The organism is Luteolibacter sp. LG18 (assembly GCF_036322585.1).
Taxonomy (GTDB): domain Bacteria; phylum Verrucomicrobiota; class Verrucomicrobiia; order Verrucomicrobiales; family Akkermansiaceae; genus Luteolibacter.
Genome location: NZ_AP024600.1, coordinates 2,715,023 through 2,732,519 on the forward strand (window position 1 = coordinate 2,715,023; position 17,497 = coordinate 2,732,519).

Sequence of the window (17,497 nt, forward strand, 5' to 3'; positions counted from 1 at the left end):
GTAACTTCCTCAGCCAGCGGTCACCACCGGCCGGCCGACCGAGTGGTACTCCAGCCCGGTGGCGGTGGCCGCCGCGGGGTCGAGCAGGTTGCGGCCGTCGAAGACCAGCGGCGTGCGCAGGCGCTTCTTGATCTCGGTGAGGTCGGCGTTCGCGAAGTGGGACCACTCGGTGGCGATCACCAGCGCGTCCGCGCCATCGAGGGCGGAGAGCATGTCCGGGGCGTATTCGATGCCGGATTCGATGCCGCTGAAACGCTTGGCGGTTTCGATGGCCTCCGGGTCCCAGGCGACGAGCGTGGCCCCTTCCTCGATCATCTTCTTGGCCAGGCGGATCGCCACGGACTCGCGGACGTCGTCGGTGTTCTGTTTGAAGGCGAGGCCCCACAGGGCGATCTTCTTCTCACGCAGCACCCACAGCTTCTCGCGGATCTTGGCGATGAAGCGGTCGAGCTGGGCGGTGTTGATGCGTTCGACCTCCTTGAGCAGGCCGAAGGGCGAGCCGAGGGATTCGGAGATGGCGATGAAGGCTTTGACGTCCTTCGGGAAGCAGGAGCCGCCGTAGCCGAGGCCGGCGTTGAGGAACTGGCGGCCGATGCGCTTGTCGGTGCCGATGCCCTCGGCGACCTTCTCGACGTCGGCACCGGAGGCCTCGCAGATCGCGGAAACGGCGTTGATGTAGGAGATTTTCAGCGCCAGGAACGAGTTCGCGGCGTGCTTGATGAGCTCGGCGGAATTGATGTCGGTGACCAGCACCGGAGCCACGAAGGGCTCGTAGATCTTGTGCATCAGGGCCAGCGCGCGGTCGTCGTTCGAGCCGATCACGATGCGGTCCGGGTTCAGGAGGTCGTCCACGGCGCAGCCCTCGCGGAGGAACTCGGGGTTCGAGACCACGCCGAACTCGACGCCCTTCGGCGCGTAGCGGCGGACGGTTTCGGCGACCTTCTCGCCGGTTTTCACCGGGACGGTCGATTTATCCACGATCACGCGGTAGCCGAGCTCCGGGGTCAGTCGCTCGGCGATCTCGCGGGCAACCTTTTCGATGAAGGAGAGGTCCACCGAGCCATCGGGCTGCGGCGGGGTCGGCACGGCGATGAAAATGACGTCGCTGTTCGCCACGCCCTCGTCGGTGGAGGTGGTGAACTTGAGGCGGCCGGCGGCCACGTTTTTCTTCACCAGTTCCTCGAGGCCCGGCTCATAGATCGGGATGCGGCCCGCGAGCAGGGTTTCGATCTTTTCCGGGTTGTTGTCGACACAGGTCACGTGATGACCCACTTCCGCGAAGCAGGTGCCGGTGGTGAGTCCGACGTAGCCGGTGCCGATGATGGTGAGATTCATGGAGTTGGAAAAGCGGGATGGCCCGCGGCGGGATAGCAGGGATGGCGGGGCGTGACAAGACTGGTTGGTCACGAGTCCGTCACAAATGAAAAACGGCGGCAGGCCGAGCCTGCCGCCGTTGAGAGAGAAGAAGCCGGGATCAGGCGATGACGCCCAGCGGCTTGGTGGTCTTCCAGTTGCCGCGGGTGAAGTCCGGGAAGGCCTGGGACGAGCCGTCCTCGGCCACGGATTTCTCGCTGAGCGGGCCGACCGCGGACCAGAAGGCGCCTTCGTAGACGTTCTGGTCGAGGGCCTCGCCCTTCTGGAGGCATTCGATGATGCGATAGAGCATGAGGAAGTCCATGCCGCCGTGGCCGCCCATCTTCTTGCCGAGCTCGCCCATGCGCTTGAAGTAGGGGTGCTCGTATTTGGCGGCGATTTCCTCCCACGCCTCGTTTTCGGCCCACTCGTGGTAGGTCTTGGTGACACCCTCGATGGCCATGCGGTTCGGGAAGCCGGCGATGGTGCCCTTGGTGCCTTGGATCAGGTTGTGGCGGGAGTACGGGCGCGGGGAGGTTTCGTCCCACTGCACCATGATGGTGCGGCCGAGGGTGGTCTTGATGATCGAGGTGTTGATGTCGCCACCTTCGAACTTGAGGTTCTTGAACTCCGGGTTGGAGAGCTTGGTGGACTTCTGGGCGTAGAGCGCGCGGCCCTTGGCGGGTGAGGAGAAGGACACCAGGCGGCCGAAGTTGTCGTCGCCGCGGCCGAGGTTCATGTACTGGGCCACCGGGCCGAGGCCGTGGGTCGGGTAGAGGTTGCCGTTGCGCTTGGCGTACTGGAACGTGCGCCAGGAACCGGTGGAGTCACCGTTGTCCATCTGGCCGCGGAGTTCGTGGATGTAGGCGGCCTCGCCGTGGAGGAGTTCGCCGAGCACGCCCTGGCGGACCATGTTGAGGTAGATGAGCTCCTCGCGGCCGTAGTTGACGTTCTCCATCATCATGCAGTGGCGGCCGGTGGCCTCCGAGGTGTCGATGATGTCCCAGAGGTCCTTGAGGGTGTAGGCCATCGGCACTTCCGTGAAGGCGTGCGCGCCGGCCTTCATGGCAGCGATACACATCGGCGCGTGGTGGTCCCACGGGGTGGCGATGAAGACGGCGTCCGGCTTGGTCTCGGCGAGCATGCGCTGCCAGTCGTTCTCGTCCTTGCCGTAGAGCTTCGGCTTGTGGCCCTTGTTGGCGGCCAGGACGTTCTTCTCGGCGTTCTGGACCTGCTTTTCGCGGAGGTCGCAGATGCCGACGAAATCGACGCCGTCGATGGTGGCGAGCTGCTTGGCATGGCCGGAACCACGGGCTCCGACGCCGATGATGGCCACCTTCACCTTCTCCAGCTTGGGAGCGGCGAAGTCACCCATGTATTTCGCGCCGGAGGCACGGGACGGGGCATTGGCGGAGCCCTGGGCCGACATCAGGGTCGGCAGGGCGGCGAGGCTGGCGGTGAGACCACCGATGGCTTTCAGGAAGCCACGGCGCTGGGTCGAATTCATATCGGATGGATTCATAAAACAAATACTGTGAAACAAACAGAACGACGGACGAACGATTCCTAGTGCCCGATCCTTTCACTGGCAACCCGGGAAGTTACCCGAAACGACGGGGGAAATTCCCTAGAACAGTCCACAATCCGGGCTTTCCGCGCAAGATCGCAGCTCAGGAGGCGTGGGGAGCGGCTACGGGCTCGGCCTTCCGCCAGCTCTCCAGGCAGCGGGAAACGGCCAGGATCGCTCCGGCAGCTTGGTAGCGGGACGAGGTGGCGGGGCTGTCGAGGGCCAGCAGCCGGTCGGCGAACACCCAGAGTTCGTGGATCGGCAAGGGGCCGGTGGCGGGGGTATCGGCTCCCATCCAGCGGAGTGCATCCTGCACGATGGGCCGCTCGATGGCATCCAGGCAGTCCGCGCCGAGCAGTCCGCGCAGGCGCAGGATTTCCAGTCCCATGTCGAGGCCCAGCAGGCAGTGGCGGAGGCTGTTGCCGCAGGCTTTCGAGCCCGCGGTGGCGAGACCGGATTGGTAGAGGCGGTCGTAGAGGGTGGCCTCCCACTTGTGGCGGTGGGGCTGCCAGCGGCCTTGGGCGAGGCGGCGGATGTCGCCGAGGATCGAGGCAGCCAGCCGGGCCTCGCGGCGGGATTCACGGTCGGGCGTCCACGCGAAGGCGGCGTAGGCGATGCCGAGACCGGCCAGCAGTTCGAACCCGGAGAGGAACGCGCCACCGACGGTGGTGACGGCGGCCGAGGGTCCGAGCATGAGCTGGGAGACGTTGGCGTTGTAGTCCATGCCCGGCTGGACGTTGTTTGCGAGGGCGATGGCTCCGAGGAAGGTCAGGGCGATGACCACTCCGATGGTGGTGCCGAGGGTGGCGGTCACCGATACGGGCAGGAGTTTCCAGATGATGAACGTCAAGGCGGCGGCTCCCACGCCGGTGGAGAAACGGCGCATCCCGGCGGTGGGCAGCGGGTGGTTGCTGAAAATGGCGGTGGCGAGGGCGGTGAAGATGAAGGAGATGGCTCCACCGTGCCAATCGAGGCCGATCCACAGGCTGCCGGTGACGAGGCAGGCCAGCAGCGTCCGCCAGCCCGCGCTGAAGGCCTTCCGCCAATCGCGATGGAACACCAGAGGCGGGGCGGGATGGCGGGTCTTCGGACCCATCCGGATCACGTCGAGCTCGGTGGCGATGCGGTCGAGCCCGTCCGCGATTTCCTCCAACCGGTCGCGTTTCCACGCGGTCTCGACGGCGGTGTGTGGATCTTCCGGGGGCTCTTCCCAGGGCATCAGATGGCGGAAGGCGATGGCCTGGCCGCTGGGGATGTCATCCTTGCCGATCAATTCGGCCGCGGCCTGGAGCAGGCGGACGGCCTTTTCGCGGCGCTCCAGATCGGCGGGGGCGTTCAGGCGCTCGACCGCGCGGGTGGAGGAAACCAGGGCGAGCACGGCCGAGACCAGTCGTCGGATCGCTCCAAGCCGCTGGCGGATGGCGGAGGATTCCACGGCAGCGTTTTCGCAGAAGGAATTGAGGTCCGCGATCTGGGCGAGCAGGCCGTGGTTGTAGGCGAGGGGTTCCTGGCCGGATTTTTCGAGGACCTTGGCCGACCAGGCGACGCCTTGTTTGGCGAGCGCGCGGGCCTCGACCTCGACGTCGCGGGGCTGCACGCGCTTGGAAAACAGCAGGGTCACGATGGCGGAGGCGGCGATGCCGAGCAGCACGCAGATCACGCGTTCCTTCGCGATCTCCTGGATCGAGCCGACGTGCCCGTAAACCAGCACTGCCACGATCGGGGCGGTGAATCCGGCGAGCTGGGCGACGTAGGCCTGGTAGTTCCGGAACAGGTTCGCCGTGCCCGCGCAGAGGGCCACCCAGGCGGACATCAGCAGCATGAAAAGCACCGGCTCGCTCTCCAGGGGCAGCATCAGGAACGCCATCGCCGCGCCGATGAGGGTGCCGAGCACCCGGTAGAGCGATTTGGTCAGCACCATGCTGCGGCGCGGCAGGGCCAGCACCCAGACGGTGATGGGGGCCCAGGCGATCTCCTTGTAGCCCAGCGCCAGCACCGCGCCGAGCGCCAGCACGGAGGCCGCCACCGCGCGGGAGGCGAAGGCGATGGATCGGCGCGATGGCTGGAATGGAACCAATACCCGCGATAGGGTTTTCCATGCCACCGGCGTCACCTTGCCTCCACTCATGCCGGGGCATTTTCCATGGGAATCGCTGGCGGCGCAATGGTTTCGAGCGAGCTGGATGATGATCCCGGTGTCACCCGACGTGTGGGGCGCACCGGTTTCCTTGCGGCCGCTCCCCACAAGGACAGGAATGTCCTTGCTCCCTGGGGGCTCACTTCACCTCGTACTCGGCGTGGACGATGGTGATGATGTCCTTGTCGCGCGAGGTGGTGTCGTTGTTGCCCTCGTTCGAGGTTTCGGTGGAGTTGGCGGCATTGATGTTGATGATGCCCATGTCCGCGTAGACCAGCTTGCCGACGCCGGTGTTGCCGGCGGAGCTGAGGATATTCTCGGCGCGGGCGCGGGCGTCCTTCGCCGCTTCCGCGAGCATCTCCAGCTTCAGCTCCCCGAGGCGGGTGTAGTAGTAGTTGGGATCGTGCGAGGCGACGTCCACCCCCTGTTCGAGCAGGGTGGTGATTTCCCGGGAGGCCTTTTCGACCTGCGGGATGTTGGTGGAGCTGATGGTGACCGTCTGGCTGGCCTTGAAGCCCTTGGACTCCTTGCGCTCCGAGCGCATCGGGACGTTGGTGCCGGGCAGCACCTTGTCCTCCTTGATGACGTCGAATTCCTCCGTGATGGAGGCGGACCCGGTCTGGAGTTCATCCGGCTTCACGCCCTGGGCGCGGAGGAAGGCGACGGCCTTCTCGGTGCCGCCCTTCAGGGCAAGGTAGGCGGCAGTGCGGTCGGCGCCCTGGGCTTCCACCGTGGCGGACCATTCGATGAGATCCGAGGTGATCCGCTTCCGCGCCGAGCCGGTGATCCGGATGTTGTTCTTGTCCGGCTTCTTCCGGACCTCCTTCCAGGTGTGGGACGCGATGAAGGTCGATCCCGCGAGTCCGAGCGCGATGGCCACCGCGCTGAGGAACGGAAGGGAAACTCGACGGACGGACTTGGTCGGCACGGGCTCGGTGCTCATGGCATGTCGGTGGGGTCGGGAAGTTATACGAAAGGACCAATGGATCTTCTATCGGAGTCCGTTCGGTCCGGCGAGATGAATCGGGCGCTTCGGGCTTGAGAAAAGGGCCCGCCGCGGTTACCCCGTCCGGCCCGTGGCGGAACATCATCCAGCCTTGAACTACCCGGCGGCGCTGCCGGTGGTCGCGCACCGCGATGAGATCGTGGCGGCAATCCGTGCCCATCCGGTGGTGGTGGTGGTCAGCGAGACCGGTTCCGGCAAGACCACCCAGCTTCCGAAGATGGTGGTCGAGGCGCTCGGCCAGGACCCGCGGCGGATCGGCTGCACCCAGCCGCGGCGTCTGGCGGCGGCGAGTGTGGCGAAGCGCGTGGCCGAGGAGCTGAAGGTGCCGCTCGGCGGGTTTGTGGGCTATCAGGTCCGTTTCGAGGAGAAGATGTCCCGCGAGACGCGGATCAAATTCATGACGGACGGCATCCTGCTCGCGGAGACGCAGGGCGACCGCTCGCTGAAGCAATACGGCGCGCTGATCCTCGACGAGGCGCACGAGCGCTCGCTGAACATCGATTTCCTGCTCGGCTATCTGAAGGGGCTGCTCGAAACGCGGAGGGACCTGAAGCTGGTGATTTCGTCCGCCACGCTGGACGCCGGGGCGTTCTCGGAATTCTTCGGTGGCTGCCCGGTGATCGAGGCTCCCGGCCGGACTTTCCCGGTGCAGGAGGTCAGCCTGCCGGGCGACGAGGATGAGGAGCTTTCGAGCCAGGTGGTGCGCGGAGTGGAGTGGCTGAACGACGTCGATCCACGCGGTGACGTGCTGGTGTTCCTGCCCGGCGAGCGTGAGATCCGCGAGTGCGCGGATGCGCTGGTGGGCCAGCGTTATCCGAACACGGAGATCCTGCCGCTGTTCGCGCGGCTCGGTCTCGCGGATCAGCAGAAGGTTTTCAATCCCGGTCGCCAGCGCCGGATCATCCTCGCCACCAACGTCGCCGAAACCTCGCTGACGATCCCGGGGATCGTGTGCGTGATCGACTCCGGTCTGGCGCGCATCAGCCGCTGGAGCCCGGGCCGCGGGGTGCAGCGCCTCCAGGTCGAACCGGTCAGCCAGGCCAGCGCCCGCCAGCGCAAGGGCCGCTGCGGCCGCGTGCGCGAGGGCATCTGCGTGCGGCTCTACGATGAGTCCGATCTCACGGACCGCCCGGAGTTCAACGACCCGGAGATCCGGCGCAGCTCGCTGGCGGGGGTGATCCTGCGGATGAAGTCGCTGGGGCTGCCGCCGATCGAGGAATTCCCGTTTCTCGATCCGCCCGCGCCGAAGGCTATCTCCGAGGGGTATCGTACGTTGCGGGAGGTCGGCGCGCTGGACGAGGACAAGGAACTCACCGAGGCGGGCCGTCAGATGTCGCGCCTGCCGGTGGATCCGCGCCTGGGCCGGATGTTGCTGGAGGCGCGCGAGGAGGGTTGCTTGGCGGAAATCCTGCCGATCGTGTCCGGGCTGGAATCGAACGACCCGCGCGAGCGCCCGCCCGAGAAGGCGAAGGAAGCCGACCAGGCGCATGCCCGTTGGAAGGATGACCAGAGCGACTTCACCGGCATGCTGCGCCTGTGGATCGACGTGAACCGTTTCCGCGAGGGACGGAACTGGAAGCGCAATGCCCTGCGGAAATACTGCAAGGACGCGTTCCTCAATTTCCGCCGCGTGACCGAGTGGGCGAACGTCCACGACGAGCTCGCCGAGCTGCTGACGCGTGAGCTCAAATGGAAGCTCCAGCCGCTGGCGGCGACGGTCGAGAAGGCGGCGACCTATCCCGCGATCCATTGCGCGCTGCTGTCCGGAGCCCCGCGCCAGTTCGGCCTGTGGGACCGGGATTCGAAGTCCTACAAGAGCGCCTCGGGCGGATTCTTCGCGATCTTCCCGGGCTCCGGCCTGTTCGGCGGGAAACGCTGGGAGTGGGTGATGGGCATGGAACTCGTCGAGACGTCCCGGCTGTGGGCCCGGCGCGTGGCGCGCATCGATCCGGAGTGGATCGAGAAGGTCGCGCCGCACCTGTGCCGCAGCCGCTATGGCGAGGCGTATTGGGATGAACCGCATGGCGTGGTGTATGGCAAGCAGACGGTCATCTGCGGCGGCCTGCCGATCATCGTGGGGCGGCGCGTGCACTACGGCCGCGTGGACCACAAGGCGGCGAGACAGATTTTCCTGCGCGAGGGCCTGATGGCCGGGAAGCTGCGCCGCAAGGCGGAGTACCAGGCGCGGATGGAGGAACTGCGGGAGGAGATCGGCGCGATCGAGCAGAAGCTGCGTCGACCCGGTGGCCTGTGGAGCGAGGAGGCGGTGGAGGCGTTCTTTGAAAAGGCGATCCCGAATGAGATCGCCACCGCGTCCGCCTTCAACAAGTGGGCGGACAAGAACGGCGAGGCGCTGATGCTTTCCACCACCGACGTGGTGCTGGAGGATCTGGACGATCTCGGGCTGGAGTCGTATCCGGACTCGATCCAGCGCGATGGCGAGGAATACACGCTCTACTACCACGCCGCGCCCGGCGAGCGGGACGATGGGGTGACCATCGGAGTCCACATCGACCAGCTCCCGCATCTCCCGGACTGGTTGCCGGCGTGGGGCGTGGGCGGGGACCTGCGTGAGCGGGTGGAGATCCTGATCCGCTCGCTGCCGAAGGACCTGCGCCGTGTTTGCCAGCCGGTGTCCGAGATGACGGACAGCTTCACCTGCCTGTGGCAGGACGCGCCGCCGGACGATGCGCTCGACAAGGTGCTGGCCGCGCATCTGCGCGAGCGCACTCGCTATCCGATCGAGCCGAAGGATTTCGATTTCAGCAAGCTGCCGCCGGAACTGGTGACGAAGGTGTGGGTCTGCGATGACGAGGGCCGTGAGATGGCCTTCGGCACCGACGTGGCCGCGCTGAAGATGAAGCTGGCGGGTCGACTGAAGTCCCGCTTCGAAGCCGCGGCGAACGAGTCGTGGGAACGCCGGGGGATGAACGCGTGGGACGGCGAAGCGCTGCCGCTGCGTTCCGAAACGTCCGCCGGGGTCGCGTATCCGGCGCTGGTGGACGAAGGCGGATCGATCGGCGTGCGGGCGTTTTCGAACGAGGAGGAGGCGTTCCAAGCTCATCGCGGCGGCTGCGTGCGGTTGCTGCACCTCGCCCAGGCCGACCAGGTGAACCATTTGCGGAAACGCTTCCCGCTGGGGATGGTCGCGAAGATCGAGCTGCCGCGCCTCGGGGTGGGCGGCACCGCCGTCGAGGACCTGATCGCACTGGCCGCGGAAGGGGCGATGGGGCGGGTGCTGCCGCGTTCGCCCGCGGAGTTTCACAAGACGGCGCAGAACGCCCGCGGGCTGTGGCACGATGCGGCCGCGAAGATCGGCCACGCGCTCGATGAGATGCTCGTCCATTTGCCAGAGATCCGCCGCTGGCTGGACGCCCATCGCGGCAACCGGAACTACGACGAGATCGTGCGGGATGTGGACGAGGAGCTTTCGTGGCTGTTCCGCGCTCGGTTCGCGTGGCGGGCGGGGTTCGCACGCTTCCTCGATTATCCACGGCGCTTGCGGGCGATCCGGTCGCGGCTCGGGCGGGTGGATTCGTTGCCGCTGGTGAAGGATCTGGAGAAGGTGGACCGCTTTGTGAAGTTCTGGGACCCGTGGATGAACCGTTGGGTGGCCAAGCCGGAGGACCCGCGGCTGTGGGACCACGGCTGGCAGTTGGAGGAGTTCCGCGTCTCGCTCTTCGCGCCGGACGTGCCGGTGCTGGCGAAGGTGTCGGAGAAGAAGCTGGCGGAGTTTGTTTGAGAGCGGGCGATTGTCGGCAGGACTGCCGATTGATCCGTGGAAATGTCCACGTATGCTGGCGGAGTCTCCTTATGAAACCGCTCTGCCTTCTCCTCGCCCTCACGCTTTCCGCCCAAGCTGCTCCGTGGCGTCTCGCCTGGTCCGATGACTTCAACCAGGCCGGGGCTCCCGATCCCAAGAAGTGGACTTACGAGAAGGGCTTTGTTCGCAACCAGGAGCTCCAGTTCTACACCGACAATCGCCGCGAGAACGCGCGGGTGGAGGGTGGCAACCTGGTGATCGAGGGTCGCAAGGAGGCATTTCCGAATCCCGCCTTTGTGGCCGGAGCGAAGGACTGGCAGAAGTCCCGGAAGGACGCCGAATACACCTCGGCCTGCCTGATCACGAAGGGGCTGAAGAGCTTCCAATACGGCAAGATCGAGGTGAGGGCGAAGCTGCCGGAGGGCAAGGGCGTGTGGCCGGCGATCTGGATGCTCGGCGATAGCCGCGGCCCGGTCCGCTGGCCGATGTGCGGGGAGATCGACATCATGGAGTTCGTGACCCACGAGCCGGGGACGATTTTCGGCACGCTGCATTTCGCGAAGCCGGGCACGACGCAGCACCAGTCGGTGGGAGGCAAGATCAAGTCCGACGATATCCACAAGAACTTCCACGTCTATGGCGTGGAGTGGAACGAGAAGACGCTGACGTTCCTCTTCGATGACAAACCCTACAAGACCGTCGATCTGGAGGTGGCGGGAGTGGGGGAAGACAATCCGTTCCGCAAGCCCTTCTACCTGATGCTGAACCTCGCCATCGGCGGCTCCTGGGGCAAGGACCCGGACCCGAAGGTGTATCCGCAGAAGTTCGAGATCGATTGGGTGAAGGTGTGGGAGAGGTAGTCGCACAAGTTTTCAACTTGTGAGCGGGGGCGGTCCGCATCCCTTTGAAGATCCAAGTCGTCTGCCAGGATGGTTTGCAAGATCTCATCGAGGTGACGCCACCCCACTCACAAGGAATGCTCGTGCTACTTTGCCCACCGCCGGACGTAGTCGAACTGCACCGGCGTTTGGGGGGAGGTGGGCGTTGAGAAGCGCTCGGACTTCGGCATCGTGGAGTAGAGCTTCTGCACCGCGTCCAGAGCTGCATCGCCGCCGAGCCCTTGCTCACGGAACCAGCATCCGGCGACGGTGCCGGTGCGGCCGATGCCACCCCAGCAGTGGAAATAAACCGGATGGCCCGCTGCGGTTTCCTCCGCGATCCGGTCGAGGATGCCGCGCATGACGGCAGGGGAGGAGGGGATGCCCATGTCCGGGATCGGGTGGCGGAAATAGCGCAGGCCGGGCATGACCTCCGCCAACTGCTCCTCGTAGGGCTCGAGGGGATCTTCCACCGGTGTCAGGTCGAGGAAGGTGCGCACGCCCTCTTCGGCGAGGCTGGCGAGGCGGGCCAGTGAGGTGGCGGGGTTCGGGTGGCCCGGAAACTCACCGGCAAAGAGTTTGCCGGGAACGAGGGTGTAGTGTTCGACGAGCATCGGTGGATGCTAACATCGGATCACGCGAAGGGTAGCGGGAAGCTCCTGCTTTTCTGCGGGATGGATGGCGTTCGGCCTGACAAGCCACCGCCAACTGGAGCTGGCGGCGACGATTCGAAAGCGGAGCTTCCGACTACGATGTTCCGGCTCAGGCTTCTTCCGTCGGCTCGTCCTTGGCCTTCGGGAGCTTGTCGACCTCCTGGAGGAGGTTGACGATGTCCACGCCGCGTTCGGCGGAGCCATCGAAGCGGAAACGCAGCACCGGCGTCGATTTCAGCACGATGCGTTTCATGATCTTCGATTGGATCGCGCCGTGGTCGTTGTTGAGCTTCTCGATCACCGGCTCATGGCTGCCGCCGAGCACGCCGATCCAGACCTTGCCCTCCTTGAGGTCCTGGGTGACCTCGACGTCGTTCACGGTCACGAGCTTGCCGTGCCATTCATAATCCTTCTGCACCACCGCGCTGATTTCGCGGCGGAGCAGTTCGTTCACCCGGTCGAGTCGTTTGGACATGGAAAAGTTTGTCAGTTTTCAGTTGGCAGTTTTCAGGAAGAACCAGAGACGGCTCCTTTTCAGTTTCCAGCACTCTTGCTGAAAACTGAAAACTGAAAACCAGCAAACTTCTCAGAGCGTTTGCGCGATCTTCTCGAGCGTGTAGCACTCGATGACGTCGCCTTCCTGGTATTCGTTGAACTCGCCGAGGCGGATACCGCACTCGTAGGCGTTCTTGACCTCTTCCACTTCCTCGGTGAACCGGCGGAGGGTGGACATGCGGCCGTCGAAGACCGGGATGCCGCCGCGGATGACGCGGGCGTGGGCCTTGCGGTGGATCTTGCCGTCGGTGACGTAGCTGCCGGCGGCGCGGCCGCGGGAGAGCTTGAACACCTGGCGGACCTCGGCGTGGCCGATGATCTTCTCGCGGGTGAGGGGATCGAGGAGGCCGAGCATGGCCTCGCGGACCTGGTCGATCAGCTCATAGACGATCGAGTAGAGCTTGATCTGCACGTCTTCGGCCTTGGCGGCCTTCACGGCCTTGCCCTCGACCTTCACGTTGAAGCCGAGCACGATGGCATCGGTGGAGCCGGCATACTGGATGTCGGACTCGGTGATTGGACCGGCCGCGGACGTGATGAACACGCACTCGACCTTCTTCGATTCGATGGCGAGGACGGCCTTCTTGATGGCCTCCACGGAACCCTGCACGTCGCACTTCAGGATCAGCTTGAGCTGGGCCTTGCCGCCGCCTTCGTTGACCATCGCATAGAGGTCTTCCATGCGGGCGCGGTGCTGCGGGGTCAGACGCTGGCGACGCTGGGTCTCCTGGCGCTCCACGGCGAGGGCCTTGGCCTCGCGCTCGTTCTTCATCTCGGAGAGGTGGTCGCCCACGTTCGGCAGTTCGTCGAAGCCGATGACTTCCACCGGCATGCCCGGAGGGGCCTGCTTGATGGCTTCGCCGCGGTCGTTGAACATGCCCTTCACCTTGCCGTAGAACGGGCCGCAGATGAACGGGGCACCGACCTTGAGGGTGCCGGACTCGACGATGACCGTGGCGGAAGCGCCGCGGCCCGGCACGATGCGGGCCTCGATCACGGCGGCACGGGCATTGCCCTTCGGATTCGACTTCAGTTCGAGCACCTCGGCCTGGAGGGCGATCAGCTCGAGCAGGGTGTTCATGCCCTCGCCGGTGAAGGCGGAAACCTCGGCGAATTCGGTGTCGCCACCGAAGTCCGTGGTCTGGAGGCCGTTTTCGGCGAGCTGCGTTTTCACGCGCAGGATGTTCGCGGAGGGCAGGTCGATCTTGGTGATCGCGACGATGGTGGTCTTGTTCGCGGCCTTGGCGTGTTTGATCGCTTCCAAGGTCTGCGGCATGATGCCGTCGTTCGCGGCCACGACGATCACCACGATGTCGGTGATGTCCGCACCGCGGGCGCGCATGTCGGAGAAGATGGCGTGGCCCGGGGTGTCCAGGAAGGTGATCGGATGGCCTTCGTGGACGATCTGGTAGGCACCGACGTGCTGCGTGATGCCACCGGCTTCACCGGCCGCCACGCGGGCATTGCGGAACTTGTCGAGGAGGGTCGTCTTGCCGTGGTCGACGTGGCCCATGATCGTGACGATCGGCGGGCGCAGCTTGAGCTGGTCTTCCGGCTCCACCTTCGGGGCTTCCGGCTCCTTGATGACTTCCTCCACCTTGTGGACGCCGCCGCCCTTCTCGCGCTTCTCGCGCTCGAAGCGGAACCCATGGACCTCGCACACCTTGGCGGCGACTTCCGGATCGATCGGCTGGTTCGGGGCGACGAAGACGGAAAGCTTGATGAGATCCGCCATCACCTGGAACGGCTTCAGCCCGAGGCGGGCGGCCAATTCGCTGACGAGGATCGGGGGCTTGATGACGACCAGCTTCGGATCGTCGATTTCCTCCTGGGCGACCGGAGCGGGTTCCGGCGCGGCCACCACCGGGGCAGGGGCCGGAGCGGGTTCCGGTTCCGGAGCCTTCGCGGGAGCTTCCTCTTCGCTGAGGAGCTTGGAAATGGTCGGAAGGATCGTCTTGCCCGACTGGCTCGTCTTGCGGACCTTCGGCTTCTTCTCCTCCGCGAATAGATCGAGGGCCTCCCGCTTCGCGTCATCGACGGTCTTCACCTGCGAGGCTTCCTCGCGCTGGCGTTCACGACGCGACGGCTTCTTCGGTGTCTCGATCAAATCGAGCACCTTCGGTTTTTTCTCGGGAGTCTTGTCGCTATCTTTAGGCATCAAAGGGTCCTACTGGTTCTGCTGAGGTCGGAATCGGGCGGGGAAGGAAAAGGGAATGCGTCTTTCAGATCAGGCACCGGCGAGTTCGCGGGCCTTCTCGAGGATGGTCTCGGCCTCGTCGTCGGAGATGCCGAGCGCGCTGGCGATGTAGTCCGCCGGCATGTCGATGACCATCTCGGCGGTGGCGCCGCCGGCGAAGGTGAGTTTCTCGGCGAGTTCGTCGGTCAGGCCGAGCTGTTCGCCCAAGGTGTGGGCGGCCCCGCCGATCTTGGCCTTGAGCTGCTCCTCCTTGGTCTCGTCCTTGCGGACCTGCACGTCCCAGCCCATCAGGCGGGAGGTGAGGCGGGCGTTCTGGCCCTTGCGGCCGATGGCCTTGCTGAGGTCGGCTTCATCGACGGTGACGTGGACCACCTTGCCGGTCTCGTCGACCGAGATGGAGCGGATTTCCGCGGGCTTGAGGGCTTCCTTCACGAACTCGCGGGGATCCTCGCTCCAGCGGATGATGTCGACCTTCTCGTTGTTCAGCTCGCGGACGATGTTCTTCACGCGCGCGCCGCGCAGGCCCACGCAGGCACCGACGGGGTCGACCTTCGTGTCATTGCTCCAGACGGCGATCTTGGTGCGGAAACCGGCTTCGCGGGCCACGCCGCGGATCTCCACGGTGCGGTCGGAAATTTCGTTCACTTCGGCTTCGAACAGGCGGCGGACGAAGTTCGGGTGGCTGCGGGAGAGGATGATCTCCGGGCCGCGGCCTTCGTTTTCCACCGCCAGCACGTAGGCGCGGATGCGGTCGCCGATGTTGTAGTCCTCGCCCTGCACTCGCTCGCGGTTCGGCATGATGCCCTCGAACTTGCCGAGGTCGATCATGACGTCGTTGCGCTCGAAGCGGCGGACGGTGCCCGAGACGATGTCGCCGGCACGGTCCTTGAACTCCTCGTAAATCATCTCCTTCTCCGCCTGGCGGAGGCGCTGCATCATCGTCTGCTTCGCGGTCTGCACGGCGATGCGGCCGAAGTCCTTCGGCGTGACGTCGAATTCCATCAGGTCGCCGGCCTGCGAGCCCGGCTTCTTCTTCTCGGCGAGCTTCAGCGGGACCTGGTTGAACTTGTCGCTGTATTCCTCATCGGTGACCACGGCGAGGCTGGCCCAGATGCGGGTCTCGCCCTTGCGCGTGTTCACATCGGCGCGCAGCGTCTCGATCGCCTCGGCCCCGGGGACCATCTTGCGGTAGGCGGAGATGAAGGCGTACTCGAGCGCGGCGACGACCTTGTCCCGGTCGATGCCTTTTTCCTTCTCGTAGTAGTCGATGAGGGCGACGATGTCGTTGGTCATGGCGGGCGGTGATGGAATCGGCGCTTGAGACACCTCTAGACGCAAAAGAGTGGGTGAAGACCCACTCCTTACTCACGTCAGAAGCTTGTGCGGGCACCCGCATAGCTTGGAAATCCTTGACATGCAAGTGGAATCTAGGCTTGAGCGGGAAGGGGGATTGGCGCGCGGCCCCGCTTGCGCTAGGGCTGGCGGGGTGATCCGAACGATCTTTTTCGATGCCGCAGGCACCCTGATCGAGCCCGCCGAACCGGTCGCCGCGGTCTACGTGCGACATTTCGCCGCGGCTGGCTGGGAGGTGTCCGAGGCTGCCGTGAAGGGGGCCTTCCGGACCGTCTTCGCCACCCTGCCGCCCCCGGCCTATGCCGCCGCCGCGGACGGAGACTCCGCCGAGCGAGCCTGGTGGCGATCGGTGGTCGAGGAAACCGCGCGGGCCTCCGGGATCGAGGCGACCGGTGGGGAGTTCGATGCCTGTTTCGCGAACCTGTTCGCCCACTACGCGAGCGGCGAGGCATGGACGGTGTTTCCGGAGGTCCGGGAAGTCCTCGCCCGGTTACGGGAGGAGGGATGCCGGCTCGCCGTGGTGTCGAACTTCGATCGCCGCCTGCACGGCATTCTCGCCGACTTTGGCTTGGACCGGGAGTTCGAGGTGGTGGTCACCTCGGCCGACGCGGGAGCGCGCAAGCCTGATGCCGCCATCTTCCGGCACGCGCTCGCGGCGATGGTGGCCCGGCCTTCCGATACCGTCCACATCGGCGACCACGGCCTCGCCGATGGGGAGGGGGCGGCGGCGGTGGGGATCGAGGCGTTCGTGCTGGATCGACCGCGGACCACGTTGATTGACGCTTTGGGGTGGCTGCGGTTGAAAAACTGAGCGAAAATATCTTGCCAATTCGGTCCGGGTCCCATACTCCGGCGCCCGCCCGAAGCGGAAAACCTGCGAGGATAGCTCAGCGGTAGAGCAGTTGGCTTTTAACCAATTGGTCCTGGGTTCAAATCCCAGTCCTCGTACTTTTAATTTCAGTGATTTGTGGATTTCGGGTTTCCCCGCGCTGCCCGAATCCTGCCTGAATCAGCCGAACCTAGGCATCTCCAGCGTAATGGATCCGTCGGCTTCCTCTTCAGCGCTCAAGACCGCGACCGAGATCGCGGCCTACTTCAACGTCGATCCCCGCACCATCCACTACTGGGCAGCGAACGGCACGATCCCGGTGGCCTTCCGCAAGGACAAGGTGGTTCGCTTTCGCTTGGAGGACGTCCTCGCGTCAAATCAGGCACCTCCCATGCAAATGGCTGTGGCGCTCGCTACTCGTCCTGATGAAGAGCGGTCTGTTGAACTGGTTATCCTAGCCCTAAGCCTGGTGCTTGGTCCCGAGTTTCCACGGATTCCTGCGGTGGACCTCGATGGCTTGACCATGGGCGAAGTCGAAGAGATCCAAGCTCATTGCTCCGCTTTCCAAACCGACTTGAGTGGCTTGGCAACGTTCGAAGAAAGGGCGCACTACGCCGAGGGCATCATCGAAGGGGCTAGAGCCGCTGCATCAGTGCTCTAGGTGAGGCCTCTAGGAGGCCGCTTGCCTCCGGTTGCTTTCGCCGCCCTTGGGAAGCTGCGCTCTGGAGTCCGGGCAGCCGATTTTCGGTGATTTGGCGGCTTCGTCACCGTGCGACACCAAGAAAGAGTCGAGGTGCCTTCTTCGCATCCTGTTGATAATGAGTGGTCGTTTTTCGATGTGTATCAAAATGGAGCTTTAGCAAGAGGGGGGTCAGTCTAGATTTTTGATACACAATTTGGGTTGTTTATCAATGGGTTACGTCGAAATCGTGTATCACAAAACCTTCGTGGCTTTTGATACATGGGGGGCTTGAACGAAATCGTCTCGATTTCCTAGGCGGGCGGGGGCGTGCGACTCCTGCGCCACACACGGAGCACCCAGGCTTCAAGAAGGCCTCACGATTCCGCCGAAATCTGCTGCGACTCTTCCAAACGGCCCAGCTTGAGCCCCGCGCGCGAAAATTTTTTTCTGCCAGACCAACTACCCGAGGAAGTCCCTGGATGCCCGATGAGGTTTGGGCGTTGTTTGTGTAATATATTGGTTGT

12 protein-coding genes and 1 tRNA gene are annotated in these 17,497 nt (G+C 64.6%); 5 read left to right on the forward strand and 8 right to left on the reverse strand.

Features of this window, described 5'->3' with window-relative positions:
* Window positions 1-9 precede the first annotated feature (9 nt).
* The 4 genes from llg_RS11320 to llg_RS11335 all read right to left on the reverse strand — a co-directional run bounded on the left by llg_RS11320 (window position 10) and on the right by llg_RS11335 (window position 6,000).
* A complete protein-coding gene (locus llg_RS11320) occupies window positions 10-1,335 on the reverse strand; it encodes a UDP-glucose/GDP-mannose dehydrogenase family protein (RefSeq protein WP_338290039.1) in 1,326 nt (441 codons plus the stop codon).
* A 139-nt stretch (window positions 1,336-1,474) separates the two neighbouring features.
* Window positions 1,475-2,860 (reverse strand): Gfo/Idh/MocA family oxidoreductase, encoded by a 1,386-nt coding sequence (locus llg_RS11325; RefSeq protein ID WP_338290040.1) that lies wholly within the window; start codon window positions 2,858-2,860, stop codon window positions 1,475-1,477.
* Window positions 2,861-3,023: 163 nt separating this feature from the next.
* On the reverse strand, window positions 3,024-5,048 hold the full coding sequence (locus llg_RS11330; protein ID WP_338290042.1) for an FUSC family protein: 2,025 nt from the start codon (window positions 5,046-5,048) through the stop codon (window positions 3,024-3,026).
* A 148-nt stretch (window positions 5,049-5,196) separates the two neighbouring features.
* Window positions 5,197-6,000 carry an SIMPL domain-containing protein gene (locus tag llg_RS11335; RefSeq protein ID WP_338290043.1) on the reverse strand — a complete coding sequence of 268 codons (804 nt, stop codon included), beginning with the start codon at window positions 5,998-6,000 and terminating at the stop codon, window positions 5,197-5,199.
* 154 nt (window positions 6,001-6,154) lie between these two features.
* Between llg_RS11335 and hrpA the strand changes: the two genes are divergently transcribed.
* Both hrpA and llg_RS11345 read left to right on the forward strand, forming a co-directional pair.
* Window positions 6,155-9,805, forward strand: coding sequence for an ATP-dependent RNA helicase HrpA (hrpA, locus tag llg_RS11340; protein ID WP_338290044.1), 3,651 nt, complete (start codon window positions 6,155-6,157; stop codon window positions 9,803-9,805).
* A gap of 71 nt (window positions 9,806-9,876) precedes the next feature.
* Window positions 9,877-10,686: a glycoside hydrolase family 16 protein gene (locus llg_RS11345; RefSeq protein WP_338290047.1), complete on the forward strand. Its 810-nt coding sequence runs from the start codon at window positions 9,877-9,879 to the stop codon at window positions 10,684-10,686.
* A gap of 125 nt (window positions 10,687-10,811) precedes the next feature.
* On the opposite strand, the gene llg_RS11350 is transcribed toward llg_RS11345, so the two are convergent.
* The 4 genes from llg_RS11350 to nusA form a co-directional block, all read right to left on the reverse strand.
* Window positions 10,812-11,318, reverse strand: a complete 507-nt coding sequence (locus tag llg_RS11350; RefSeq protein WP_338290048.1) for a protein-tyrosine phosphatase family protein — start codon at window positions 11,316-11,318, stop codon at window positions 10,812-10,814.
* 148 nt (window positions 11,319-11,466) lie between these two features.
* A complete protein-coding gene (rbfA, locus tag llg_RS11355; RefSeq protein WP_338290049.1) occupies window positions 11,467-11,832 on the reverse strand; it encodes a 30S ribosome-binding factor RbfA in 366 nt (121 codons plus the stop codon).
* A 111-nt stretch (window positions 11,833-11,943) separates the two neighbouring features.
* Complete coding sequence (gene infB, locus llg_RS11360) at window positions 11,944-14,070, reverse strand: translation initiation factor IF-2 (protein WP_338290050.1); 2,127 nt, start codon at window positions 14,068-14,070, stop codon at window positions 11,944-11,946.
* Between the two features lie 69 nt (window positions 14,071-14,139).
* Window positions 14,140-15,402: a transcription termination factor NusA gene (gene nusA, locus llg_RS11365; RefSeq protein ID WP_338290051.1), complete on the reverse strand. Its 1,263-nt coding sequence runs from the start codon at window positions 15,400-15,402 to the stop codon at window positions 14,140-14,142.
* A 193-nt stretch (window positions 15,403-15,595) separates the two neighbouring features.
* Here nusA and llg_RS11370 point away from each other — a divergent pair, with 193 nt between their 5' ends.
* The 3 genes from llg_RS11370 (at window position 15,596) to llg_RS11380 (ending at window position 16,952) form a co-directional block, all read left to right on the forward strand.
* Complete coding sequence (locus llg_RS11370) at window positions 15,596-16,273, forward strand: HAD-IIIA family hydrolase (protein ID WP_338290052.1); 678 nt, start codon at window positions 15,596-15,598, stop codon at window positions 16,271-16,273.
* Between the two features lie 65 nt (window positions 16,274-16,338).
* Window positions 16,339-16,410 (forward strand) — tRNA-Lys (locus llg_RS11375).
* Between the two features lie 89 nt (window positions 16,411-16,499).
* Complete coding sequence (locus llg_RS11380) at window positions 16,500-16,952, forward strand: helix-turn-helix domain-containing protein (protein ID WP_338290053.1); 453 nt, start codon at window positions 16,500-16,502, stop codon at window positions 16,950-16,952.
* The last annotated feature ends 545 nt before the right edge of the window (window positions 16,953-17,497 follow it).